Below are 21,470 nucleotides of genomic sequence, written 5' to 3'. Positions count from 1 at the left end.
GAAACGCACTGAACGCTCACGTCGGATGACACGCAGGCTTACCCGCTGAGAATTTTCCCGGCCGGTCGCGAACGGTGTGGCCGGACGCCACGAGCGGGGCGTTCCACTGGCGCCATACGTGCGGCGAGGCGGGACTCAACGTGGTGCCAAGCAGGACGCGGCGCCGTTCACCCCGCGATAGAGGCCGCCGGGCGGGTCGCCCCGGCGTAGTCGTCGCCGTTGTAGCGGTAGTTGTCGATCTGCACGGGTTGGCCGAAGGTCGGCGCGTTGATCATGAGTCCGCCGCCGATGTAGAGACCGACGTGGTGGATGTTGCCGGGGGTGCCGTAGAAGACGAGGTCACCCGGCAACAGCGGCTGCCCGGCCGGGACGCGCGGGCCAGCGTCGTACTGGGTCTGGGCGGTGCGGGGCAGGTTCACTCCGGCGGCGGCATAGGCGGCCTTGGTCAGTCCGGAGCAGTCGAAGCCCGCGTGTCCGCCGTCGGGTCCGTTGCCGCCCCACACGTAGGGCAGCCCTCGCTGTCCGCAGGCGTAGTTGATCGCGGCGAGGGTGATGGAGTTGGGGGCTTGGATGGCATTGCAGTCGCCGTTGCCGACGCTGGTCGCGGCGGCCTCGGCGTATTTGCCGGCCTGCTTGAGGACCTTGTCGACGTACCAGTCGGCGTGGTTGTAGGCGAAGATCGCCGCCCGCAGGTCGCCTCGCCGGACGCCTTCGTCGCAGAGCAGGAAGGCCGCGGCGCGGATGGCGTCGTGGGGATTGTACCGCGAGGGCGGGCTCGCGCCGCCGGGCGGGATCTGGTGTTTGGCGATGACGCCGTTGAAGGTCGGGGCGAGAAACTGCATCGGCCCGCCGGCCCCGGCGAAGTTCTCGCCCTCGGTCACGCCGGGTGCCTTCAGACGGCCGTGGTCGGTCTCGACCTTGCCGATCGCGGCGAGCACCGTCCAGTCCAGGCCGGGACAGTCCGGGGCCGCGGCGACGTAGAGCAGGCAGTACTCGGGCGGGATGTCGGAGATCGGTGACGTGCAGTCGATGGTGGTGTTCGAGGAGCTGCCGAACAGTGCGTCCACCACGGCACTCACGCTCTGGCCGATCATGACAGGGATGAGCAGCAGGATGGCCGCGGCCCCGATAGCGATCTTGGCGAGCACCTTTCACCACCTTCCCGGCCGGCCCGCCCCGCGCGACGCCCGTGAGCTGGTCGAGGTAGGCGGCATCGGCGAGGGCGGCGGCGACATCGGCTGCGGCGAGTCCGCACCCGCCGGGGCCTCCTCGTTGGGCGTGACCGGTGGCGGCACGTGCGGCCAGGCATCGGGCAACCCCGACAGCGCTCGCCGGGACGCTCCGGCAGGGGCGTTGAGCGGCAGCCAGACCTCGTCGGCCGGGCTCGGGTGCACGGCTTCGGGATTGAGCAGCTCGGCCGCCGCGGTGGCGATCGGCACCGAGCGCCGGTCGTCGAGCTCACGCCACGCCTTCGCGAGCAGCCGCCGAGCGGCGGCCTCGCGCCGCGAGGTCGGCAGCCACACCAACAGCGGCGTGGTAATACCGGTGGCGTGCGCGAGGGCGGCGTAGCCGGCCAGTTTCCCGGCGAGCTTGCTCAGCGGCTCGGTGCCGAAGTCGTACTCGAGGAACCATTCGACCTGCCGTTCACCTGACCTCCAGCGGCCGTAGCCGTCGGGTTTGATCAGGTCGCCGAAGTGGCGGGCGCAGCGGGTCTCCGACCACCACGCCGCCAGCTCGACCTGTTCGCTGGGGTGGGGGTTGCGGGCGCGGTCGACCAGGGCGGTGAACCACTCGTTGACGCCGACGGTGTGGGCCAGGCGCAGGCTGTGGGCGACGCCGAAGACCCGGTCGCGCCGGTAGCCGAGTTGCTTGATGTCCAGGCCGTCTTCGGCGGCGAGCACGGCCGCGCCGGCGGGCGCCAGGACGTAGTGCATGGGCGCGGTCCCGAGGGTCACGAAAGGCTGGAACCGGTCGACGACGCCCCACAGGTAGAGCTCGCGCAGCCGCATCCGCCCGGACCGGAAGCTGGGAAAGGCGAGCGCGGTGATCTGGTGGGCGGTGAGGACCTTGTGCTCCCAGAGCATCCGGGAGATCCACTTGTCGCGCGGGGTCAGCCGCCACGCCAGCACGGCCTGGTGCTCGGCGGTGTTCGCGACACGCGGGGTGGGCCGGGTCGGCTTGTGGCCGCGCAAAGCACGCTGCCGTGTGGGATTGGTGATCATGGTGGGCACCTCCGGGTGGGCAGGGCGAAACCGCCCCGGCGCGAAGCGCGCCGGGGCGTGATGGGCGGGTGAACGAGCGGAAGAGCGGGCGGTCAGCCGTTGCGGCGGGGATCGGCGCTACGCGGGCGCGCGACGGAGTCGTTCCGGTTGGCGGGTCGGGCCGGACCTGACGAGCTGCGTGGCGGCCTGGTGCCGGCGGTTGCGGGCCCGCCGGTGGCGGCCTCGGTCGCGCGGGTCCGCGCCGTGCGGCGCGCCACACCGCGGATCTCCCGTGCCCTGCCGGGGACGGCGGGCGGGAGGGGTTGGGTGAGCATGGTGAACGGCTGGGCTTCCTCGCCGTTGAGCACGAGGCGGACGGCGGCGTGGTAGACGCCGAGGTGGGCGAGGTCGTGGTCGGACAACCTGGGTGCGGTGTGGCGGGAGAGTTCGCGTGAGTCCTCGGGGCTGGCGTTGAAGAAGATCTTCGAGCGGGCGTTGGTGGACATGCCTTCGCGCAGTTCGCGGGGGAGCTGGCCGAGGTGCTGGTGGGCCAGGGTCATCGCGACTCGGAAACCGCGGGCCTCGGCGAGCATGTCCTCGATGGGGTAGGGGAGGTTGAGGAAGTTGTGGCACTCGTCGATGACCAGGCTCGCGTCCCGGCGCTGCCGTTGCGGGGTGCGGGCCCGGCCCGTGGTGGCCTGCCAGGTGCGGGCGACCACCAGCGACCCGACCAGCCGCGTGGTCTCCTCGCCCAGCGAACCCTTGGGGATGCGCACCAGACAGATGCCGCCGTCGAGGACCTGACTCATGTCCACTGTGGAGTGACCGCCCGCGATCGCGTCCCGAACAAAGGGCCGCAGGAGGAACGCACGAAGTTTGTTCATCAGCGGGCTGATGACCTGGGAGCGGGAGGAGTTGGTGAGTTCCTCGTACCAGGCCCAGAACCCGCGCAGCACCGGGTCGGTGATCCCGGCGGTGACACGGCTGCGGAACGCCTCATCGGCCAGAAGCTTGGGCAGGTCCGCCAGGGTGGCGACGCCTTCCTGGCTGCGCAGGGTGAGGCAGGCGGCGCGCATCACGTCGTCGGTGCGCGGACCCCAGAACGCCGAGTACACCCGCCGGAACACACTGACGAGGTTGTCCACCGTCAAGTCGGTCTCTCCGCCGTCCAAGGGGTTGAGGCACGGCGGCCGGGACTTGCTGTCGGCGTCGAAGATCACCACCCGGTCCGCGGCGGAGCGGGGCAGTCGCGAGAGGACGTCGGTGACGAGGTCGCCCTTGGGGTCGATGAGCACGATCCCCCGGCCTGCCTCGGCATCGGCCAGGATCATGTTGCCGAGCAGGGTCGACTTGCCCGAGCCGGTCGCGCCGATGACGTGCAGGTGGTGTCGGGCGTCGGGCACGCGCAGGGCGACGGGGCGCTGATGGCCGGTGTCGGTGACCCCGATCGGCTTGGCCTCCGGGCCGGGCGTTGCGATCCCAGGCGGCGGGGCGATGGCGCGGGCTCCAGCGCGTTGGATGCCGGGGATGGCCTCGTCGGTGGGCAAGTGCGCGATCGCCGCCAACTCCGGCACCGACAACAAGTCGCCGCGCCCGAGCCGCCGGGAGTCCACCACGGCGCCGGGGTGGCGGATGCGGTTACGTGTGTAGTGATTGTGCTCGGTGTAGGAGGCGAACGACGCCGCCAAGGCGTGAGCCCGTCCGCGGGCCACCTCCCGCGCCCGGCGAACCTCCGCCTCATCGGCACCGGCGGGCAGCAGGGTCGCCACGGCATAGCGGATGACTGTCTCGAACTGGCTGCCGCGTTGCTTGCTGACGATCGCGCGGTTCTGTGCCGCGTATTCCAGCGAGGTCTGCGGGTCGCTGTGCAAGGCCCCGGTCTTCGTCCACGCGGAAGCCGTACGCCGCGAGCGGCTGCCCGTGCCGGGGGTGATCGCGTCGAGCAGACGCCCGACCAGGCGGGTAGAGCCGCGGGTGTGAACCCGCCGGGCGGCGCGGCGCGCCTTCTGAACGCGGCGGCCGGTAACCGGGCGTGCCAGCACCTGCACACAGGCGTACTCCTCACGTCCGAGCCCGATCGGCGCGCCGATCAACGCGCGGATCGGGTCGGCGTCGAAGTCGCTGCGGATGGGCAGCGCCTCGGGGCGGGCCAGCCTCAGTTCGCCGGCGACTACCAGCCGCCGCTGCCCCTCGTTCGGTGTCGGCAGGGGTGGCTCGGCCGGGCCGACGCGGGTGTGCGCGCCCGGCCAGGCCGCCTCTACGGCGCGTTCGACCAGGCCGGGCGGGATGAGGCCGGGCACCCACAGCCGGATCGCGACCCCTGCCTCGGAGAAGACGTACTCGCACGCCACGTGCGGCTGGCCGGTGAACGCCCGCCGCCACCCAGGGCGCAGCAGCCCGACCAGGTTCGACCACAGTGCCGCCCCGCCCGCGGGATCCACCTGGGGTGGGGCGAGCACGGTGACCTGACGGGCGTCGGCCAGCAGCAGCTCGTGGCAGCGCCGGGCCCACCACCGCCGACCGAGCACGATCCCGGTGATGAGCACCGCGAGGACCGGCGCCGCGATCGGCCCCCAGTCCAGGGCGAGGTCCCGCAGCCGGGCCAGCAGCGCGAGTAGCGCGCCGCCGGGATTGCGCAGGTAGTCCTCCAGCCACCCGGCGGCGACAGGGGCCGTCGAGTGCGGGCGCGTTGTAGTGAGGGGTAGTTCCGGTGGCTGGTCGAGGGCAAGCGGTACCCACGTCAGTGTTCGGGGCAGCATGAACGAATCCCTTCACGGGAGAGGTGCGTACGAGGTGGTGGTGCGCGCGCTCAGGCGGCGTCGAGGTGGACCTGGTCGTCGTCGGAGTCGGAGCCGAACTCGTCTCCGTCGAAGCCCAGGTCGACGAACGCGGCGTCGGCCTCGTCGACCGGTTCGACGGTGTCGGCGTAGGCGGCGAGTTCGGCCGGGTTGCTGGTGACCAGGTAGTGTTCGGTGGGCGAGGCGATGCTCTGAAACGCCACCCGCTGCGTGCCGGCCGACAGCAGGCCCTGACCGCGGTCGGCCGAGAGCAGGAACGCGCGCTCCCCGGCGGACAGGTCGAAGGTCTGGGTGATCTCGTCAATGGCCTGCGACGCCTGCCGCAACAGGATCTGGGTCGCCGCGTTCGCCACGACCGCCTTGCCCAGATCGCTGCCGAGCACGTCGGCGGTGTCCTGGGTCGCCACCGTCAACCCGGCCCAGTGCTTGCGCGACGCCTTGGCCATCCGGAACAGGAACTCAGCGCCAGACTTCTCCTTCATCAGCAGCCACGCCTCGTCCACCACGACCAGGCGCGGGCGGCGGATGGCCGGGTTGGACACCCGCCGCCACACCGCGTCCAGGGTCAGCAGGGTGCCGATGCCCTTCAACTCGTCGGGCAGGTCGCGCAGGCTGAACACCACGAGGTGACCTTCGGGGTTGACACTGCTGGGCCCGTCGAACAGCTGCTTGAACGCGCCCTCGACGAACGGATGAAGCCTCGCCGCCAGCTCGCCCGCGGCCCGGTCGCCGGCCTGCCCGGCGCCCGCGAGCTGGTCCCGCAAGACCCGCAGCGTCGGGGACGGCCGGGTCCACGTGCGAGCGTCGGCGGTGATGCCCACGGTCTGATAGGTCGCGGCAATCGCCCGGTCCAACGCCGCCCGCTCCGCCGCCTCAAGCTCGCCACCGACGAGGACGGCGATGACGGTGTGCAGGAACAGCGACCGCCGCACGAGCGCGTCCTTCGGGGCGGTGCGGCGACCGTCGGCACGCGTGTGGATCGGCAGATCGAACGGGTTGAGCCGGACACCCCGCGCGCCGAGGTGCACGTAGGTGCCGCCGACCGCGGCGGCCAGCCGGGCGTACTCGTCCTCGGGGTCGACGACCGCGATCTCGACGCCCCGGTACAAGCTGCGCAGCAGCTCCAGCTTCACCAGGTAGGACTTGCCCGCACCGGAGCGGCCGAGGATCACCGAGTTGTGGTTATGCATCCCGTCGCCGAACCGGTCCCAGTGCACCAAGCCCTGGGAGCCGACGTTGTAGCCGTAGAGCACCCCGGACGGCGCGGCCACGCTGGTCGGGTCCGGAGCGGGCAAGTCCGGGCTGGTGAACGGGAACGCCGACGCCAACGCCGAGGTGTCGAACGTCCTGCGCATCCCGATGAGGTCCAGGCCCATCGGCAGCGTCGACACCCAGCCCTGCAGCGACCGGTAGGTGGTGTGCTTGGCGTCGAGCAACAGCGACGCGCACAGCGACCGCAGCGCGGCCACTTCATCCGTGAGCGCCTTCTCCGAGGCGGCGTGGATCGTCAGGTACAGCCCGACCCGGAACAGCTTTCCCTCTCCGCGGGCGACGCGGGAGGACAGGTCGTAGGCGTCCTCGGTGGCGGCCTCGACCTGCGGGTCGAGCAGGCGACCGTGCTCGGCGGTGTGCCGCCGCCCCGCCTCCAGCTTCGCGAGCTGCTTCTTCAACCGCGAGGCGGCGGTGGCCGGGTCGATCGGCTCGATGTGTACCGAGACGTCGAGACGGCCGGGGTAGGTCAGCAGCGGCGCGAGCCAGCCGGGGTGCACCTCACGCGGGAACCCAACCACGGCGAAGCTGGAGACCGACTCGCCGCCGACCTCCAGGTGCCGCGCGGCCACCGACAGGGCGTCGGGGGTGAACGCGGCAGCCGCCGACGAGGCCGCCGGGGCGGTCGGGTTGCCCCGGGTCTTGCATGTGCGGGAGGCCATCAGGACCGCCCCCTTTCGTCCTCGTAGTCGTCCGGGTAGTCGTCGTCCTCGTAGTCCCAGTCGTCCTCGTCGTCGCTGTCCTCGGACCGTCCCGACGGCGTACGGCTGGGCGCCGTGGTGGCGTGCGCGAAGAAGGAGCCGTCGTCGAAGTCGTCGGCGACGTCGTCCTCGGTGAGGTCTGTGCCGGAGGTGGTGATGACCTCGTCCGCGCCGGCCAACCCCGCCGAGGGCGGCAGGAGGCTGTCGGGGTTGCACGCCGAGGCCAGCACCGCCGTGGCCTGCCCCGCGTCGAGCGGGGTGACCACGATCCCGGCCGGCGACAGCAGTTCGATCGCCTCGCCGAGACGACGCACCAGACGCGACTCGGCGGCCCGGCGGGCACCGGCGTCGACCTGTCCGCCCGCCTGCTTGCGGCGCTTGCCCGCCATCGACCCGAGCATCGCCAGCGGACCGGGCCCGCCCAAGCCGTCGGTCGGCGCCGCTGTGCCGAGCGGCTCGCGCAGCACGAGCAGCACCTGGCGACGCAGCAGGTCCGACTGCTGCCCGAGCTGGACCAGGTAGTCGGCGTGCTCGACCGCGGCGGCCTCCAATGCCGGGTGCGGCAGTCCACCCGCCCGCTCGCGCAGTTCGGCGATCTGGGCAGAGAGGTCGAGGCGTTCGGTGCGCACGAGCACCTGCACCGGGGCGGTCAGCGAGTGCAGGTAGCGGCCGAAGCTCGCGACGAGCGCTTCCTGCTCGTTCGGGGTCCGCAGCGCGAAGTTCACCGTCGAGGCGACCGCGACCACCGCCAGGCCGTCCGTGCCGAGGTCGACCACACCGGTCTCGGTCACGGCCTCGGCCGGCAGCCGCAACGCCGAGGGCGACACCTGCTCGGGCTGTCCAGTCCGGCCCTTTCCGCCCTTGAGGCGCCCGGCGGTCTGGCGTGCGGTGCGGTCGGTGTCCGGGGTGAGCCAAGCAGGGGCGGGGCGCACGCCCTCGGGCGCGGCGACCCGGTGGCGGGGTGCGACCCGTTGCCGGATCGCGGCGACGAGCAGCTTGTCCATCGGTACCCCGTCGCGCTTGCCCAGCGCGAGCATCGCCGAGGCCGCGCCGACCGGGACGGCGAAGGCCAGGAACACCGGGATCGGGACGAAGGCACGGGTGACCGCCCAGATCAGGTATAGCACCGCCCCGGCGGCGGCGAGGATGGCCAGTTGGCGTGCGGTCAGCGGCCCGAGGACACGGTCGTGCATGTCGACATCGGCCGGGATACGAACGGGAGCGGTCATGAGGTCTTACCTCCTGGCTTCGGACGTGGCCGCGCCGGTGGCGGCGGTGGTGACGGTGGTGAGCTGACGACCGGCGTCGTCGGCGGCTTGGCCGGCTTGGGCAGGTCCAGCGGCAACCGCAACTGCTGTCCCGTGCGCGGGGACGGGCGAGGCGAGGCCGGCGGTGGCGGAGCGGGCGCGGGCTTGGGCGCCGGAGTCCGGCGCACGCCGTCCAGCGGCAGCGGGTACTGGCCGCCGCGGTTCGCCCGGTTGCCCTTGTACGGGTCGAAGGGCAACTCCGGCTGGACCACCCGACGCCCGCTCGGACGCGGGCTCGGTGGAGGCGGCGGACTCGCCGGGCGCGGGACTCGACGCACCCCGTCCAGGGGCAGCGGGTACTGCCCGGACCGGTTCGGGCGGTTGCCCCGGTAGGGGTCCAACGGCAACTCGAGCTGCTTGCCCCCGGCCGCACGGGTGCGACGACCACTGGTGTCCGTCCCGGTGGGTGAGGCTGGTGGCGGCGTCGTGCGCTGGACGTCCAGGGGCAGCTGGTACTGACCGTCGCGGCCGAGCACCGGCTTGTTCTCCGGCCAGTCCTCACCCAACGGCAGCGCCAGCTGCCGGCCCTGCGGACCGGAGGACGTCGGAGTCGGACCGGACTGGGGCTTCGGCGCGGGCTTGCCCGTCGGGCGGGTCCGGCGCACACCGGGCAGCGGCAGGACGTACTGCCCGTTCGCGGTCGTGCGCGCATTGGCGTACGGGTTCGACGAACCGCTGCCGCCGCTGGAACCTCCACCGCCGTTGCCGCCCCGGCCGCCGCCCGAGGGGCGAGACTTCGGGCTCTTGCCGCCACCGCCACCGCCACCGCCACCGCCACCGCCGAGCAGACCGAAGGTCTTGTAGGCGAGGAAGCCCTTGACCAGCGACCCGATCAGACCGCTCCGGCCGCCACCGCCGCGCACCGAGGACAGCACCCAGAACGGGATCTTGAACAGGATGTACATCAGCGCGAGCGCGACCAGCAGGTTGACCAACCCGGACATGGTCGGGCCGAAGATGGTGAACCCGCCGGGGGCGAGGAACACCTTCATCGCGGTGATCAACGTCAGGCTCTGGCCGAGCTGGATCGCAAGACAGCCGCCGTAGGCTTTCCACCACCAGTAGGCGATGCCCTCGGTCTGGGGCAGAGCGTGGAACATCAACGCCAATGGCGCCCCGGCGATGAGGATGATGGTCAGCGCGACCCGCACCACGTAGGTGATGAGCAGCGCGACGAGCAACCCGGCGAGAACGATCCCGATGAAGGTGATCCAGTTGCTGCCGTTGAGACTGCTCAGTACGAGGTTGCGCAGCGTCTCGCCCGCGGAACTCGCGTCGACCCCGCCGCCCATGATCGCCTCGGCGCCGGCGTTGGCGATCTGGATGCCCTTGGTCGCCACCCACAAGCTCAAGGCGCCGGCCAGGAACCCGACTACCAGACGCGGTGCGAGTTCCTTGATGGAGTGTCGGGTCTGGACGGTTTGGTAGCCCATCGCGATGACTCCGGCGATGAGCACGAGCAGGCCGTAGGAGATGAGCAGGATCTGCCAGGAGTTGTCCCACAGCTCGCCCACGCGCGGCAGCGAGTCCGGCATCGGCGTGGTCAGCAGCGTCTTGGACAAAAGGTCCAGCAGCGGGTTGAGCGCCTCGGTGACGATGCCCCGGAAGAAGGCGTTGATGGCCTCGGTGACGCAGGCACCGATGTCGGTGATGCCGCAGTCGTCTCCGGTCTGCTCGCCCTGACCGGGCTGCCTGGTGCCGGGGTTCGTCGGTGCCGCGGTGGTGGTGCCGGGCTGAGGGATGCAGCCCTCACCGGAGCACGGTGTCGACGAGGTCGTGGTCGGCGTAGTGGTCGGCGTCGGCAGGGTGCAGATCGGCAGCGGCGGCGAGCCCGGACCACAGGGGTCTGGGTCGACAGTCGGGATCGGAAGCGGCGGCTGGTTGGTCGGCGGCGCGGGCTGCGCCGCGGCGGCCGGGGCCACCGCTGTATCCGAGTGCGGACTGAACACCGCCGAGGCGAGGGTGCCGCCCAACAGGACGACCAGGCTCACCGCCAACGCCACCAGCGCCCGGCTCCGCGGGAGGCGAAGAACTCCTCCGATCCGGCGGGTCCGCCGGGTGTCCACGGCCGGAGGAGCGAGCATCTCCCGGTGGTCCGCCGACACCGATCCGCGTCGCGCTGTGGGCGTTGTGTCGTGCAGTGAGTCGACGGTGGGGCCGACTGATGTGCGGCGTGGGGCAGACCTGACCGGCCTGTTCGGCGGGCGCATCGATCAGGCCCCCACGATGCCTTTGAGCACCGTCACGACCAGTGGTGCGAGTGCGGCCAGGGCGTAGCCGATCCCGGCCGCCTTGAACGCCTCCTTGGACTTCTCCTGCTCGCCGGGGTCACCGCCACCGAACACGCGGCGGACACCGCCGATGGTGAGGAACACCGTCGCCAACCCGGCGAGAATGCCCATCAGCCAGTTGCGGATGTTGGTCAGGACCTCGTCGACGCTGCCCGCGATCGCCAGCACGACCGTGTCGGCGTACGCCGTCGCGCCGGAGGCCAGCAGCGCCACCACAACCAGTTCCGCGACCAGCAGCACGCGACGGCGGATGCTGCGGCGGCAGTTGCTACGGCCGTGATAGGTCGGAGGTGTGTTGTCGTCGTTGGCCGACCGCCGCGGGCCCGCGCACGTCGGTGTGTGGGCCCGCGAGGTTACCTCGCGGCGGCGGAGGACAACCCGGCGGTGGGGCCGGTTGTCACCGGGCCGGCAGTGGTTGTGAGGACGGACAGGGGTACGAGTCAGGCGCATCGCGACACTCCCGGAGTCGTGCCCGACGGCCGCTGTGGCGAGTGCTGTGTGGACTCGCGCGACGGCGTGGGCGAAGAGGTGGTGTGTGCGGGGGTGGCTGGTTTCCTCCCGCACCCCTGAACTCCGGAAAATCGGTCCTGCGGGGACACGCGGTCGCCGACTTTCTTTGTCGTGCGCGTCGCCAGATCAGTGACAGTGCGTGACAGCGAGAGGGTGGTGGTCGAGTGCTGGGCGGCGGCGGTGATGGTCACCGCGTCGGCCACCTGGGTTGCGACGTCGCCCTCGCGCGGACCGGAGCGCGGGGTGTCGGCGGTGTTGTCGAGCAGGTAGGCGACCAGGCGGTGCTCGGCGCGTTGGCGGGCCTTCTTCGCTGCTTGGTAGGAGAGGTTGCGTTCGGCTGCGGCGTCGGCCAGCGGCACGCCTTCCAGCCGGGTGGAGCCGATGAGTTCGGCCTCGGTGGACGTGATGGCACCGTCCGCGACGGCGCGGGCGAGGACGAAGTCGGGGTGGCCCCACGGGGGCGGCGGAATCGTCGGGCGGAACCCGTGTCCCGAGGGCACCGGCGCGTCCAGCGCCTCGCGTACCGCGGTGTGGCCGGCGCGGTAGGCGGCCCATCGCAGACGCAGCATGACGCGCGGGCGGCGCAGGTCGATCTCGCCGAGCTCGGCGACGAATCCGGCGAGCACCGCGGCGTGGATGTCGCTCGGGTCACCGGCGAAGCGCGCCGACAAGGTGGCGGCGATGGAGGTCAGCGCGGGCAGCGCGACCCCGACCGCGCCGACGGTCCAGGCGCCACCTTCGGTGCAGGCGAGCAGGACCAGGTGTGCCCACGCCGAGTCCCGCAGCGTCTGCGGGCAGCGGCGGCGCAGCAGCCGGTCGCGCAGCTCGTTCAGCGGCACCCGGCGCGCCGGAAGACCGGGGAACAACCGGCCGTCCACCGACACCGGATGCGGCCCGGCGACCAACCACTCGAACGCCGACCTCGCCGCGTCCAGCGGCATGGAGTCGCGCTCGAAACCGGAGCGCGGAATAGACTCATGTGAACTCATGGAATGGCTCCCGAAAGCAAGTCGGAATCAACGACTTGCCCAGGACGCCACGGCGGGTAGTACCAACCGATGACCAAACTGGTACCGAACTAGTACCGCAGAGGTACCGGCGATCACCACGCCCGCGACATAGGTGACACAAGATCCGCTGCTGCCGTCTTTATGGATCACCGAGCACGTGGAATCAAGATCAACCAACTTGTGCGGTAATACCCATCTAGCTGGTAAAAGCGGTTTCCGGTACTAGTTCGGTACCAGTTCGGTCATAGCCGTGAGTGCGCCGTCACGCGCTGCGACCGGCCGGAGTGTCCGCGATCTCCGCCAGGATCGGAAAAAGCGCTCGGCCCCTTCTTCTGGACTCGCCGCCTCTCTCTGCGCGGACACGTGCGCGCGAGCCTTTCCCGGCTATTCGCGACCGTGGAATCCGGTTGAGAAAAGTTGGCGGGGCGTGTCCCCAAAGGGGCTGTATTTCGGAGTTCAGGGGTGTCATCAGCGCCTTGCACCGACAGGCGCACCCAGTTTGGCGAAGGGACACCCGTGACCCAGTCCGACAGCTCCGCCCGCCGCTCGCCCCGACGGCGCGCCGACTCCACCCACCCGGCTCCGGCCCGCCCCGGCGGTCACCGGGGCGGCGACCGCCGACCCTGGCCGACCGCTCCGACCACCACCCGCGTCAGCCCCGGCAAGCCCGCGAAGTCCACGGCGGGCACCGGCCGCTCGCGCTCGCGCGGGTCGGCCTCGACCCCGACCCCGGCGACCGTCTGGACTGCCAGCTCGGCACCGATCGACCTCGACGCCACGTGGCCCGCTGCCCTCGTCGAGCGGATCGTCACCTCGTTCAGCAAGCCCGCCGAACGAGTCGTGCTGCTGGACTGGTCGATCCCCGACCGCACCCGCCCGACGCTCGGCGTGGTCGGTGCCGACGGCGTCATCGACCACGCCCCCGGAACTGAGCTCGGCCCCGAACTGGCCGACACCATCACCGCCGTCGAACGCCTCGACCGAGCCGCGCGCGTCGAGCGAGTGCCAGTCGACGCGACGTCGACCGGCCCGGCTTCCCGCCCGTTCTGGGCCGACCTCGTCGGCGGGGTGGGCCCGGCACCCGGGACCATCCCCACGGCACCGGAAGTCGCCGTCGAGGTGCCCTTCCCGGACGCGGTGACCGAACCCGTTGGCAGCGCCGACCTGATCATCGCCAGCCTGCCGCCGCACCGCTCCGGCGACCACGGACACGGCAACACCGCCGACCTCATCGCGCTCTACGCGGCACGGCGACTCCGGGTCGGCGGCATCCTCGTCGTGCTCACGCACTGTGACTGGACGTCGGGCGAGCTGACCGACCCGACGGGCGCGGTGGTGACCGCAGGCCAGAACGCCGACCTGCTCTACCTCCAGCACATCGTCGCCCTGCACACGCCCGTCCGCGACGGCCGTTTCCACCTTGCCGACACCCACTCCGACGCGCACTCCGACGGTGTCCACGGTGACCGCGACACTGACGACGGTGACGCGCGTGCGCGTCACCGCGCCTCGGTGCGCGGGCTGCCCGCGCCGCATCGGCGCATCCACTCCGATGTCCTCGTCTTCGCCCAGCCGCACGACCACCAGCCGACGCCCGCGGCGTCGCCGAGTGCGCCCACGGACGCGGTCTCGCAGCCCGAAGACGTCCGATGAACACCGCCGAACGACGCCCTCGCTCACCCGGACCGCACCGCCAGGAAGGCACGCCCGTGACGCACGATGCTATCCACCAGCCCGCCGCCGAGTCCTCCGCGACCACCGCCGGAGCGGTCAGCGACGAGCAGACCCAGCGCATCCCACGCGCGCTCATCGCCGCGCTCGACACCTCACCCACTGCTGTGGACAACTCTGTGGACAGCGGTGGACAGAAGACCGGCGCGAAGCCGTCCGCGGTGTCAGTGTGGACGACCGCGCAGTCCTCGCCGGCCGCCCAGCGCAAGAACAAGTACACGCCCGAGTCGACCGCGCACCCCGCCAAGATGCTGCCCGAGGTCGTCCGCCACGCCGTCGCCCACTACACCAAGCCGGGCGAGCTGGTGCTCGACCCGATGTGCGGCATCGGCACCACCCTCGTCGAAGCCGTCCGCCTCGGCCGCCGCGCGGTCGGCGTGGAGTACGAACCCCACTGGGTCGAGGTTGCGAACGCAAATCTCGACGTCGCGCGGATGCAAGGCGTCGGCGGTGAGAAAGGGATCGACGCACGGGTGTTCCACGGCGACGCCCGCCAACTCGTGACGCTCCTGCCGCCGGAATACGTCGGGCAGGCGGCGCTCGTGGTGACCTCCCCGCCCTACGGTCCGTCGACCCACGGGCAGGTGTCGGTCTCGCCCGGCGCGGGAGTGCAGAAGTACCACCACCTCTACGGCAACACCCTCGACCGCGGGAACCTCGCCAACATCGGCCACCACCGACTGCTGGCCGGGTTCACCCGAATCCTCGCCGCGCTGCGCACCTTCCTCAAGTCCGGCGGGCACATCGCCATCACCATCCGGCCGTGGCGCGAGCACGCCGAGCTGATCGACCTGCCCTCGCAGATCCTCGCGTGCGGACGTGCGGCCGGCCTAATCCCCGTCGAGCGCAACGTTGCGCTACTCGCCCGCGCCGCCGAGACCGACCTCGTGGCCCGCGGGTCGTTCTTCCAGCGCGACTTCATCCGCAAGCAGCGCGAAGCCGGACTGCCGCTGCACCTGATCGCCCACGAGGACGTCCTCGTCTTCCGCACCGCCCTGTTTCCCTTGCGTTCCAGGGAACTCGAGGGTGTTCAGCGGGAACCCGAGGGCCTGTCGCGGTCAGTGTGCCACAGGGAGGCTCGGGTTCCGGGTGAAGTCGAGGCGGCGGCTTCGTGAGGAGTCTCGAGAAGCTGGCGGGCGTTGTTGGCGTAGCGGATCGCGGTCGTCTCGGAGATGCCGAAGAGCATGGCCAGGTGCAGCGGATCGGGGCCGGTGGTCGTCGCTTCCTCGAGTTGCCGGTCGATGCGCAGCCGTTCGAGGGTGGCGGTCAGGCCACGGAGGTCCCGCATCCACACGGCACTGACCGGTCCGTGCCGCAGTGCGCTTTCCTTGCTGATCAACAGGTGTGGGTTCGCGGTGGCGGGCCAGCGTTGCGCGCGGTAGGTCAGCCAGTCGTTAAGGACGGTGCGGGTCAGGTCGTCGAGCGGCCGTCGCCGTCCGCCGATGGTGAGATGTCGATCCGCGAAGTCGACGTCGTGCAGTTGCATGGCCCGGATCTGATGCGGTCGAGCGGCGTGCACGGCGGCCATCGCGATGAACACGCGGGCTTGCGGTGTGGTGGCCATGGCGACTGCTTCGGCGATGTCCTGGATGGACAGCGGCTGCCAGAGCAGGTGTTCGCGTCTGCCGATGGAGATCCTGGTCGCGGGATTGTGGAAGACGACGCCGCTGCGCCTGGCCCAGCCGAACAGCGACCGCAGCGCGGTGACGGCACCCGCGCGGGGTTCTCCGCGCAGCCGGCGCAGGCAGGCCACGACGTCGTCGCGGGTCACCTCGCGCAGATGGTCGTAGCGGGTCGACCAGTCCAGCAGGGCGGGGCGCACGGCCCGCAGGTAGGCGCGGACCGTGTCGGGCTTGCGGGGCAGGGCGCGCGGGCCGCCGTCGTGCAGGACACGGGCCCACCGGCCCGCCTCGTGTCCGATGGCGGGAGCCATCCCGTCGAGTTTGGCGGCCAGCCAGGTGTCGAAGACCTGCGGCCGGTCCTCGGTGAGCACGTCCATCGCGTCGAGGATCGCGATGGCGTAGTCGACGTTCACGCTGTGCCGGGACGCGACCGTGCGCACGTCGGTGGCGCGGATCCGGTCGCTGTCGTGGTGACCGGCCAGCAGGGTGGCCAGGGTGCGCTGCATCCCGCGTCTGGTGACCGGGGCCCATCCGCGGGCCTCGGCCGCGGTGTGGGCGAGGTGCAGCGCCCAGCCCAGCCACGGGTTGTCCGGAGCGGGCGCGCGGCGCAGGTCGATCCCGACGTGCCGGTAGTCGCGGGCGATCACCTCGTCGGCGAACAGCACCTGCTGTTCCCACCGCATGTCCGGTCGGGCCACCGATGCGGGCGGGGCCTTGAGGGGACGGCCTTTCGCGCCGTGGCGACGCGGGCTCGTGCGGGCAACGGCGCGACGTCGGGTCATCCCGGCCAGGAACAGTTGGTGGCTGCGCACCGCGGGAAGGTGCGGTGCGATCAGCACCGCCGAACGCGCGTCGACCGCGGTCACGATCCGGTCTTCGCGCGCCTGGAACCAGCACAGGCGGCAGTAACCGTTCTTCAACGGCACTTCACGCCGGCAGGCGCCGCACTCGCCGGGCAGGTGGCCGAACCGAGGCGCCGCGAAGTTGTAGCAGGCAAGACAGACCCCGCGCGCATGCGTCAGGCCCCACGCCAGGCACTCGGCACAGCTGGTCACCGACCGGGCGATCTTCGACCCGGTCCCGTCCCTGGCCACCATCGATCACGCCGGTGGCAGGGAACGACCGTCACGGCGTCGGGGAACGACCCGCACCGGTTGCGGCGCCGAGCCTGTGGCCGCGTTCCGCTCACGCGTGTCGACAGGCCGGGTGACCTTGTCCGGTTCGGGAGTGAGCAGCTCTCCGATCTCGCAGCCCAGCACGACACAGATGACGTCGAGGTCGTCGAGCTTGAGCGAGGCCGGCTGGCCCGACCACAGGTTGGACATCTTGCCCAGCGAGATCTCCAGGCCGTGCTCGGCCAGAGCGCGTTGGAGCTCGGAGGCTTTCCAGATGCCGCGGTTCGCCGCTGCCAGGCGGAGATTCCAACGCACTCAGACCAGTCCTTCCACCCGTTGTGCCGCGCGCTGCTGACCGGTGACCCACGCCTGCTCGACGTGTTCCCGGTGCACGTGGACGTAGCGCATGGTGGTCGCGATCCACGAGTGTCCCAGGGTCTCCTGGATGGCGATCAGGTCCATTCCGTTGAGGTAGAGCTGGGATGCGCAGAAGTGCCGCAGCACGTGCGGGGTCAGTCGGCCCTCCCAGCCGGGCAGGTGCGCTCGGGTCGCGGCGGCCACCGCGCAGCGCAGCGTGTCAGGGCCCAAGCGGCGCGAGGAGGAGCCCTCGGTTCGGCGTTCGGAGGGAAACAGCGGTGCGCCGGGCCGCTCGTGATTGTCGTCGAACAGTCCCCAGATGTCTTCGATGTACCACTTCAAGGTCCGCCCGGCGTCGTTGATCAACGGCACCATGCGCTCGCGGGGCCCGGAGCCCCGGGCTCCCTTGCCGTAGCGGACGTGGATCTTGCCGAACCTGCCCAACTCCCAGCGCACGTCGGCCAGGTCCAGTTGACGAACCTCCCCGGCGCGCAGCCCGATCTCCGCCATCAACCTGGCCGCCGCGTAGTTGCGGGCGGTCGGCGCGAACTTCCGGCACGCGGCCAACTCGGCGGCCCAGCCGCTGAAGAATCGCTCGATTTCCTCGGCCGGCGGCGGGATCCGCAGTCGGGCGTCTTTCCGGCCTTTCGGCCTGTTCATCTCATCGACCGGGCACGCCACCACGCGGCCGGTCATGGCGTGCAGTTCCACCGCGTGCCGGACGTGGAGGTACTCGAAGTAGGTCGTCAGCGCGGCGGCCCGAGCGTGCCGCGTCCCCGCGGCCGCTTGCCGCAGCACACGTCCGAAATACGTGTCGGCGTCGGTGGGTTCCATCTCCCACAGCGGGCGTCCGAACCAGTCCCGGACCTGCTGCACGTTGCTGATCTCGCCGCGGATCGTGGTGTCGGCCAACCCCGTCGATGCCCGCGTGAGCACGAACCCGGCCATAGCGTCGACCTCGAAGTCGGCCAACTCCTCCGCACTCGCCGGTGATCGCACCTCACGAAGATCGCGCACTACGGACAGGCCCAACCCACACCCCCTGTCTTCACACCACCCGAAGCTGCTTCACTCAAGATCGGATAGTTTCATGATTCCTGAAATCTCGTCAACATGCCGCCACGGTGGCCAGCGCAGCGCTGCCGCCCAGGTCCAGGCCAGCAGGTGCTGCCTGACCTGCAGCGCGGAGCAGATGAACTCAGGGGATGTCTCACAGCACAAGTCCGCCGACGGCAGCGCGGCCAGCACGTCAACGGGAGACGTGGTCGACCTCGGGCAGTACCGCTCGCCGCGAGCCGCGAGCGCCGCGCATGACGGTGCGGGTGAGCGAGGCCAGGCGGCATGACACGCCGTTCACCGCTCTCTCACCGTGAGCGGGCAGCCCGTCCGCTCACACTCGTCCCGGCTCCGGCGGTGACGCCGGGGCCGGGACGGCGGACTCGCCCTGTCGCCGAGTCCGGTCCGGTCGTGGGCTCGTTGTGCACCGGTTACGGCGGCCTCGATCTCGGCGTGCTGGCCGCCCTCGGCGGCGGCCGAATCGCCTGGGTCGCCGACCCCGACCCACACATCGCTCAGATCCTCGACGCCCGGACATCGGGCGTCCCCAACCTCGGCGACCTGCGGCACATCGACTGGCTCTCCATCGAGCCGGTCGACGTGCTCGTCGCGGGGTTCCCCTGCCAGGACATCTCCGCCGCCGGGAAGCGCGCGGGCATCGAGAAGGGAGTCCGCAGTGGGCTGTGGGCCGACATCGTGGCGGGCCTTCGCTTACTACGACCCGCGCTCGTCGTCGTGGAGAACGTCGCCGCGCTTCGCTGGCGCGGGGGAGGACTCCACCGTGTACTCGGCGACCTGGCCGAAGCGGGGTATGACGCGCTCTGGCATAGCATCCGCGCCGCCGACGTCGGCGCCCCGCACCGCCGCGAAAGGGTGTTCCTGCTCGCCTGGCTGCGCGAGCCCGGCCACAGTCGACGAGGCGCAGATGCTGCCGACACCGACCGCGCACGACGGCTCCTCCAATGGCATCAGCGCCACCAGCAGACAGGGCGGCCCGTCACTGCTGGACCGGCTTCGATTGTTGCTGACTCCGCGAGCCTCGGACACCGGCACGGCGGGCCGCAGGGCCGGAGCGGGGTTCCGGCCGCCGTTGTCACAGCAGGTGCTCCCGCTGGTGGACCCCGAGACGTTCCTGCCGACGCCACGAGCGACGGATGGAACGAAGGGCTGCCCGGCGCAGCGGGGCTCCAAGGGCGACCTGATGCTGCCCTCGGCGGTCATCCGCCTGCTCACCCCGCCAGCACACCACCGGGCCGACGACAGCGAGACCGACGACATCTCGTAGCGGTTCCCGACCCCGACAGCACGACGCGTCGGGCATCCGGCGGCGAGTCGGCACCGGTGAACTGGGGTGTCTACGAGGCGGCGATCCGCCGCTGGGAAGCGGTGCTGGGACGCCCCACACCACACCCAACCCAGCCCGGCAACCACGGCCGCCCGGTCCTCGCGCCCGCCTTCGTCGAGCACCTCATGGGGCTGCCCGAAGGCTGGGTCACCGACCTCTCCCTGCCCCGCACTGCGCAGCTCCGCGCGCTGGGCAACGGCGTGGTTCCCCAGCAAGCCGCCTACGCGGTGGCTCTCCTGCTGGCCGACCTCGCCGAACTTCTCGACATCACCACCGACACCGACCACCGGCCGCCGGCCGGGCAGGAGGTGACCGCAGCATGACCACGACGAGCCTGAAGGCCACCGACACCGGCCCCGCCTTGCGACTGCTGTCCCTGGGCGCTGGCGTGCAGAGCACGACCGTGCTGTTGCTGGCGTGCGAGGGCGAGATCCAGCGCTTCGACGTCGCCCTTTTCGCCGACACCGGCTGGGAGCCGCGCGCCGTGTACGCCAACCTCGACCGCCTGACCGCGCACGCCGAACGACACGGCATCCCGGTGCGTCAGGTCTCGGCCGGCAACATCCGCGCCGACGCCCTCGACCCGAAGCACCGCTTCGTGTCCATGCCCCTGCACACCCTCAACCCCGATGGGTCGCGAGGGCTCGCGAGAAGGCAATGCACTGCGGAGTACAAGATCACCCCGCTGAAGAAGGCCGCGCGGGAGCTGTTGGGATATCCGCATCCGCGACGGGTGCCGCGAGGGGTGTATGCCGAGCAGGCCATCGGGATCAGCACCGATGAGTTCACCCGCGCCAAGGACTCCGGGCTACGGTTCCTGCGCAACGTCTTCCCGCTGATCGATCTCGACTTCGACCGGACCCGGTGCATGGAGTTCCTCGCCGAACGAGGCTTCGGGGAGACCGTGAAGTCAGCCTGTGTCGGGTGCCCGTTCCACGGCAACGCGGGCTGGCGCTGGGTGCGCGACAACGACCCGGACGGCTGGGCAGAAGCGATCGAGTTCGACCGCGCCATCCGCCACGGCTACCCGCACGCCACCACGCAAGGGCAGGAGCTGCGCGGCCAGTACTTCCTGCACCGCTCGTGCCTTCCACTGGACCAAGTCGACCTCGACGCTCCCCCCAAGTCCAGGAGCAAGAAGCACCTGCGGCTGATCACCTCCGAGTCGGCAGACGCAGCCGTGGACAGCATGGAGGAGGACGGCGACCCCGATGGATGCTCGCCGTGGTCATGCCGGTCAGGGGAGCCGGTCACCGCCGTGGATCACGGGCACCGCGAGCTTGGGACGCTATGCCGATGCGATCCGCAGCAGCGACTCGGCATCGTGGAGTCTGCGTGACCGATATGTCCCCGGCTGTTCGCTTACTCACCAGGGCGAATCCAACTGCCTGTCCTTCGTGATGGCCTGGCACGCCCGCCTTCTGCGTTCCTTGCGCACCGACGAGCTCTGCCACCCGTCGGACTGCCTGCCGACATCCACACACGCCGATGGATCGCGTGCGCGCTGCGGCCAACATACGAAGCCCGCACGCGCCGGCTCGGTGCGACCACGCAGCGCCTGCGGCCAGACGACGGTCCGCGCACACACCTTTCCCGCGGCCAAGCCCCACCTCCACACAACGGAGACCGCCATGCCTCTGCACATAACCGCACATGACCAGGCCGATGACCGCACTGCGCCCCAGACCTCATCCGACCGCAGTCCTACTCCGAGACAGCATTTGGCGGCCAGTCCTGCACTCGACCGGGAGCCCTGCGGGCGGCGCATGATTGCGCACTCCGGAGTCAACGAAGGGCATTCGGATGATTCGCGACGACCACGACCAGCTGGTGAGTCGGTTACGGGCCGCGGGCACGAGGATGGCGTCGCGCAGGTACCCGTGACGGCACAACAGGAACTTCCCGAACCACCAGTGGCACAACTGCTGTACACCCCTGGGCAGGCCGCCGTGATCCTTACAGTCAAGGAGTCGTGGCTGCGTAAGCAGGCTGGGCAGCGCCGGATTCCGTCCACACGTCTCGGCAAGCACCTGAGGTTCTCCCACGCCGATCTGGAAGCGATCGTCGCGTCCGCACAACGCACCACCCGCACCCGGACGCGACCGCCTCGACGTCACCGGTGACCTCAAGACATCGACGCCGACCTCCTAGGGCTGT

General features: G+C 70.9%; 18 protein-coding genes and 1 pseudogene. 7 read left to right on the top strand and 12 right to left on the bottom strand.

Features of this window, described 5'->3' with window-relative positions; all coding sequences use genetic code 11:
* Nucleotides 1-167: 167 nt before the first annotated feature.
* The 8 genes from BMW88_RS27945 to BMW88_RS27910 all read right to left on the bottom strand — a co-directional run bounded on the left by BMW88_RS27945 (nucleotide 168) and on the right by BMW88_RS27910 (nucleotide 12,066).
* Nucleotides 168-1,094, bottom strand: a complete 927-nt coding sequence (locus BMW88_RS27945; RefSeq protein WP_089956175.1) for a C40 family peptidase — start codon at nucleotides 1,092-1,094, stop codon at nucleotides 168-170.
* Nucleotides 1,095-1,151: 57 nt separating this feature from the next.
* On the bottom strand, nucleotides 1,152-2,222 hold the full coding sequence (locus tag BMW88_RS27940) for a replication-relaxation family protein (RefSeq protein WP_089955961.1): 1,071 nt from the start codon (nucleotides 2,220-2,222) through the stop codon (nucleotides 1,152-1,154).
* A gap of 92 nt (nucleotides 2,223-2,314) precedes the next feature.
* Entirely contained in the window at nucleotides 2,315-4,960 is a 2,646-nt protein-coding gene (locus BMW88_RS27935) for a type IV secretory system conjugative DNA transfer family protein (RefSeq protein WP_089955959.1), read from the bottom strand.
* Between the two features lie 50 nt (nucleotides 4,961-5,010).
* Nucleotides 5,011-6,930, bottom strand: coding sequence for a VirB4 family type IV secretion system protein (locus BMW88_RS27930; RefSeq protein WP_089955957.1), 1,920 nt, complete (start codon nucleotides 6,928-6,930; stop codon nucleotides 5,011-5,013).
* Nucleotides 6,930-8,198 carry a PrgI family protein gene (locus BMW88_RS27925; RefSeq protein WP_089955955.1) on the bottom strand — a complete coding sequence of 423 codons (1,269 nt, stop codon included), beginning with the start codon at nucleotides 8,196-8,198 and terminating at the stop codon, nucleotides 6,930-6,932. The genes BMW88_RS27930 and BMW88_RS27925 overlap by 1 nt, the downstream gene beginning before the upstream one ends.
* Nucleotides 8,195-10,360, bottom strand: coding sequence for a TrbL/VirB6 family protein (locus BMW88_RS27920; protein ID WP_143116280.1), 2,166 nt, complete (start codon nucleotides 10,358-10,360; stop codon nucleotides 8,195-8,197). The genes BMW88_RS27925 and BMW88_RS27920 overlap by 4 nt, the downstream gene beginning before the upstream one ends.
* Before the next feature lie 129 nt (nucleotides 10,361-10,489).
* Nucleotides 10,490-10,807, bottom strand: coding sequence for a pilin (locus BMW88_RS27915; protein ID WP_089955951.1), 318 nt, complete (start codon nucleotides 10,805-10,807; stop codon nucleotides 10,490-10,492).
* Between the two features lie 200 nt (nucleotides 10,808-11,007).
* A complete protein-coding gene (locus BMW88_RS27910; protein WP_177221395.1) occupies nucleotides 11,008-12,066 on the bottom strand; it encodes a PqqD family protein in 1,059 nt (352 codons plus the stop codon).
* 537 nt (nucleotides 12,067-12,603) lie between these two features.
* Here BMW88_RS27910 and BMW88_RS27905 point away from each other — a divergent pair.
* Nucleotides 12,604-13,740: an immunoglobulin domain-containing protein gene (locus BMW88_RS27905; RefSeq protein WP_089955949.1), complete on the top strand. Its 1,137-nt coding sequence runs from the start codon at nucleotides 12,604-12,606 to the stop codon at nucleotides 13,738-13,740.
* 56 nt (nucleotides 13,741-13,796) lie between these two features.
* Nucleotides 13,797-14,933 (top strand): TRM11 family SAM-dependent methyltransferase, encoded by a 1,137-nt coding sequence (locus BMW88_RS27900; RefSeq protein WP_425434694.1) that lies wholly within the window; start codon nucleotides 13,797-13,799, stop codon nucleotides 14,931-14,933.
* Here BMW88_RS27900 and BMW88_RS27895 read toward each other — a convergent pair.
* From BMW88_RS27895 to BMW88_RS41175, 4 genes are all read right to left on the bottom strand, one after another.
* Nucleotides 14,849-16,537 carry a site-specific integrase gene (locus BMW88_RS27895; protein ID WP_089955946.1) on the bottom strand — a complete coding sequence of 563 codons (1,689 nt, stop codon included), beginning with the start codon at nucleotides 16,535-16,537 and terminating at the stop codon, nucleotides 14,849-14,851. The genes BMW88_RS27900 and BMW88_RS27895 overlap by 85 nt on opposite strands.
* A 3-nt stretch (nucleotides 16,538-16,540) precedes the next feature.
* Nucleotides 16,541-16,870, bottom strand: a complete 330-nt coding sequence (locus BMW88_RS27890) for a helix-turn-helix domain-containing protein (RefSeq protein ID WP_089955944.1) — start codon at nucleotides 16,868-16,870, stop codon at nucleotides 16,541-16,543.
* A complete protein-coding gene (locus BMW88_RS27885; protein WP_245778101.1) occupies nucleotides 16,871-17,911 on the bottom strand; it encodes a tyrosine-type recombinase/integrase in 1,041 nt (346 codons plus the stop codon). It lies immediately after the preceding gene.
* Nucleotides 17,912-17,980: 69 nt separating this feature from the next.
* The gene (locus BMW88_RS41175; RefSeq protein WP_143116279.1) at nucleotides 17,981-18,160 is read right to left on the bottom strand and encodes a hypothetical protein; all 180 of its coding nucleotides are present in this window, start codon (nucleotides 18,158-18,160) and stop codon (nucleotides 17,981-17,983) included.
* Nucleotides 18,161-18,253: 93 nt separating this feature from the next.
* Here BMW88_RS41175 and BMW88_RS43540 point away from each other — a divergent pair.
* The 5 genes and pseudogenes from BMW88_RS43540 to BMW88_RS44355 form a co-directional block, all read left to right on the top strand.
* A pseudogene (locus tag BMW88_RS43540) lies at nucleotides 18,254-18,808 on the top strand (DNA cytosine methyltransferase); the annotation flags it as partial.
* Between the two features lie 85 nt (nucleotides 18,809-18,893).
* On the top strand, nucleotides 18,894-19,253 hold the full coding sequence (locus BMW88_RS43535; protein WP_245778121.1) for a hypothetical protein: 360 nt from the start codon (nucleotides 18,894-18,896) through the stop codon (nucleotides 19,251-19,253).
* 56 nt (nucleotides 19,254-19,309) lie between these two features.
* Complete coding sequence (locus BMW88_RS43530) at nucleotides 19,310-19,636, top strand: hypothetical protein (RefSeq protein WP_245778120.1); 327 nt, start codon at nucleotides 19,310-19,312, stop codon at nucleotides 19,634-19,636.
* Nucleotides 19,637-19,716: 80 nt separating this feature from the next.
* Nucleotides 19,717-20,652, top strand: a complete 936-nt coding sequence (locus BMW88_RS27875) for a hypothetical protein (protein WP_245778100.1) — start codon at nucleotides 19,717-19,719, stop codon at nucleotides 20,650-20,652.
* 61 nt (nucleotides 20,653-20,713) lie between these two features.
* Nucleotides 20,714-21,436: a helix-turn-helix domain-containing protein gene (locus BMW88_RS44355; RefSeq protein WP_342715252.1), complete on the top strand. Its 723-nt coding sequence runs from the start codon at nucleotides 20,714-20,716 to the stop codon at nucleotides 21,434-21,436.
* The last annotated feature ends 34 nt before the right edge of the window (nucleotides 21,437-21,470 follow it).

Origin of the sequence: Lentzea xinjiangensis (assembly GCF_900110955.1) — a bacterium.
Classification (GTDB): domain Bacteria; phylum Actinomycetota; class Actinomycetes; order Mycobacteriales; family Pseudonocardiaceae; genus Lentzea; species Lentzea xinjiangensis.
The sequence above is the reverse complement of the archived record's forward strand: the minus strand, read 5'-3'. Positions and strand labels throughout refer to the sequence as shown.

What these genes read in the sequence shown, in the direction of transcription:
- BMW88_RS27945 (WP_089956175.1), bottom strand. Translation starts at nt 1,094, where the DNA reads ATGATCGGCCAGAGCGTGAGTGCCGTGGTGGACGCACTGTTCGGCAGC.
- BMW88_RS27940 (WP_089955961.1), bottom strand. Translation starts at nt 2,222, where the DNA reads ATGATCACCAATCCCACACGGCAGCGTGCTTTGCGCGGCCACAAGCCG.
- BMW88_RS27935 (WP_089955959.1), bottom strand. Translation starts at nt 4,960, where the DNA reads ATGCTGCCCCGAACACTGACGTGGGTACCGCTTGCCCTCGACCAGCCA.
- BMW88_RS27930 (WP_089955957.1), bottom strand. Translation starts at nt 6,930, where the DNA reads ATGGCCTCCCGCACATGCAAGACCCGGGGCAACCCGACCGCCCCGGCG.
- BMW88_RS27925 (WP_089955955.1), bottom strand. Translation starts at nt 8,198, where the DNA reads ATGACCGCTCCCGTTCGTATCCCGGCCGATGTCGACATGCACGACCGT.
- BMW88_RS27920 (WP_143116280.1), bottom strand. Translation starts at nt 10,360, where the DNA reads ATGCTCGCTCCTCCGGCCGTGGACACCCGGCGGACCCGCCGGATCGGA.
- BMW88_RS27910 (WP_177221395.1), bottom strand. Translation starts at nt 12,066, where the DNA reads ATGAGTTCACATGAGTCTATTCCGCGCTCCGGTTTCGAGCGCGACTCC.
- BMW88_RS27895 (WP_089955946.1), bottom strand. Translation starts at nt 16,537, where the DNA reads ATGGTGGCCAGGGACGGGACCGGGTCGAAGATCGCCCGGTCGGTGACC.
- BMW88_RS43535 (WP_245778121.1), top strand. Translation starts at nt 18,894, where the DNA reads ATGCTGCCGACACCGACCGCGCACGACGGCTCCTCCAATGGCATCAGC.
- BMW88_RS44355 (WP_342715252.1), top strand. Translation starts at nt 20,714, where the DNA reads ATGGCCTGGCACGCCCGCCTTCTGCGTTCCTTGCGCACCGACGAGCTC.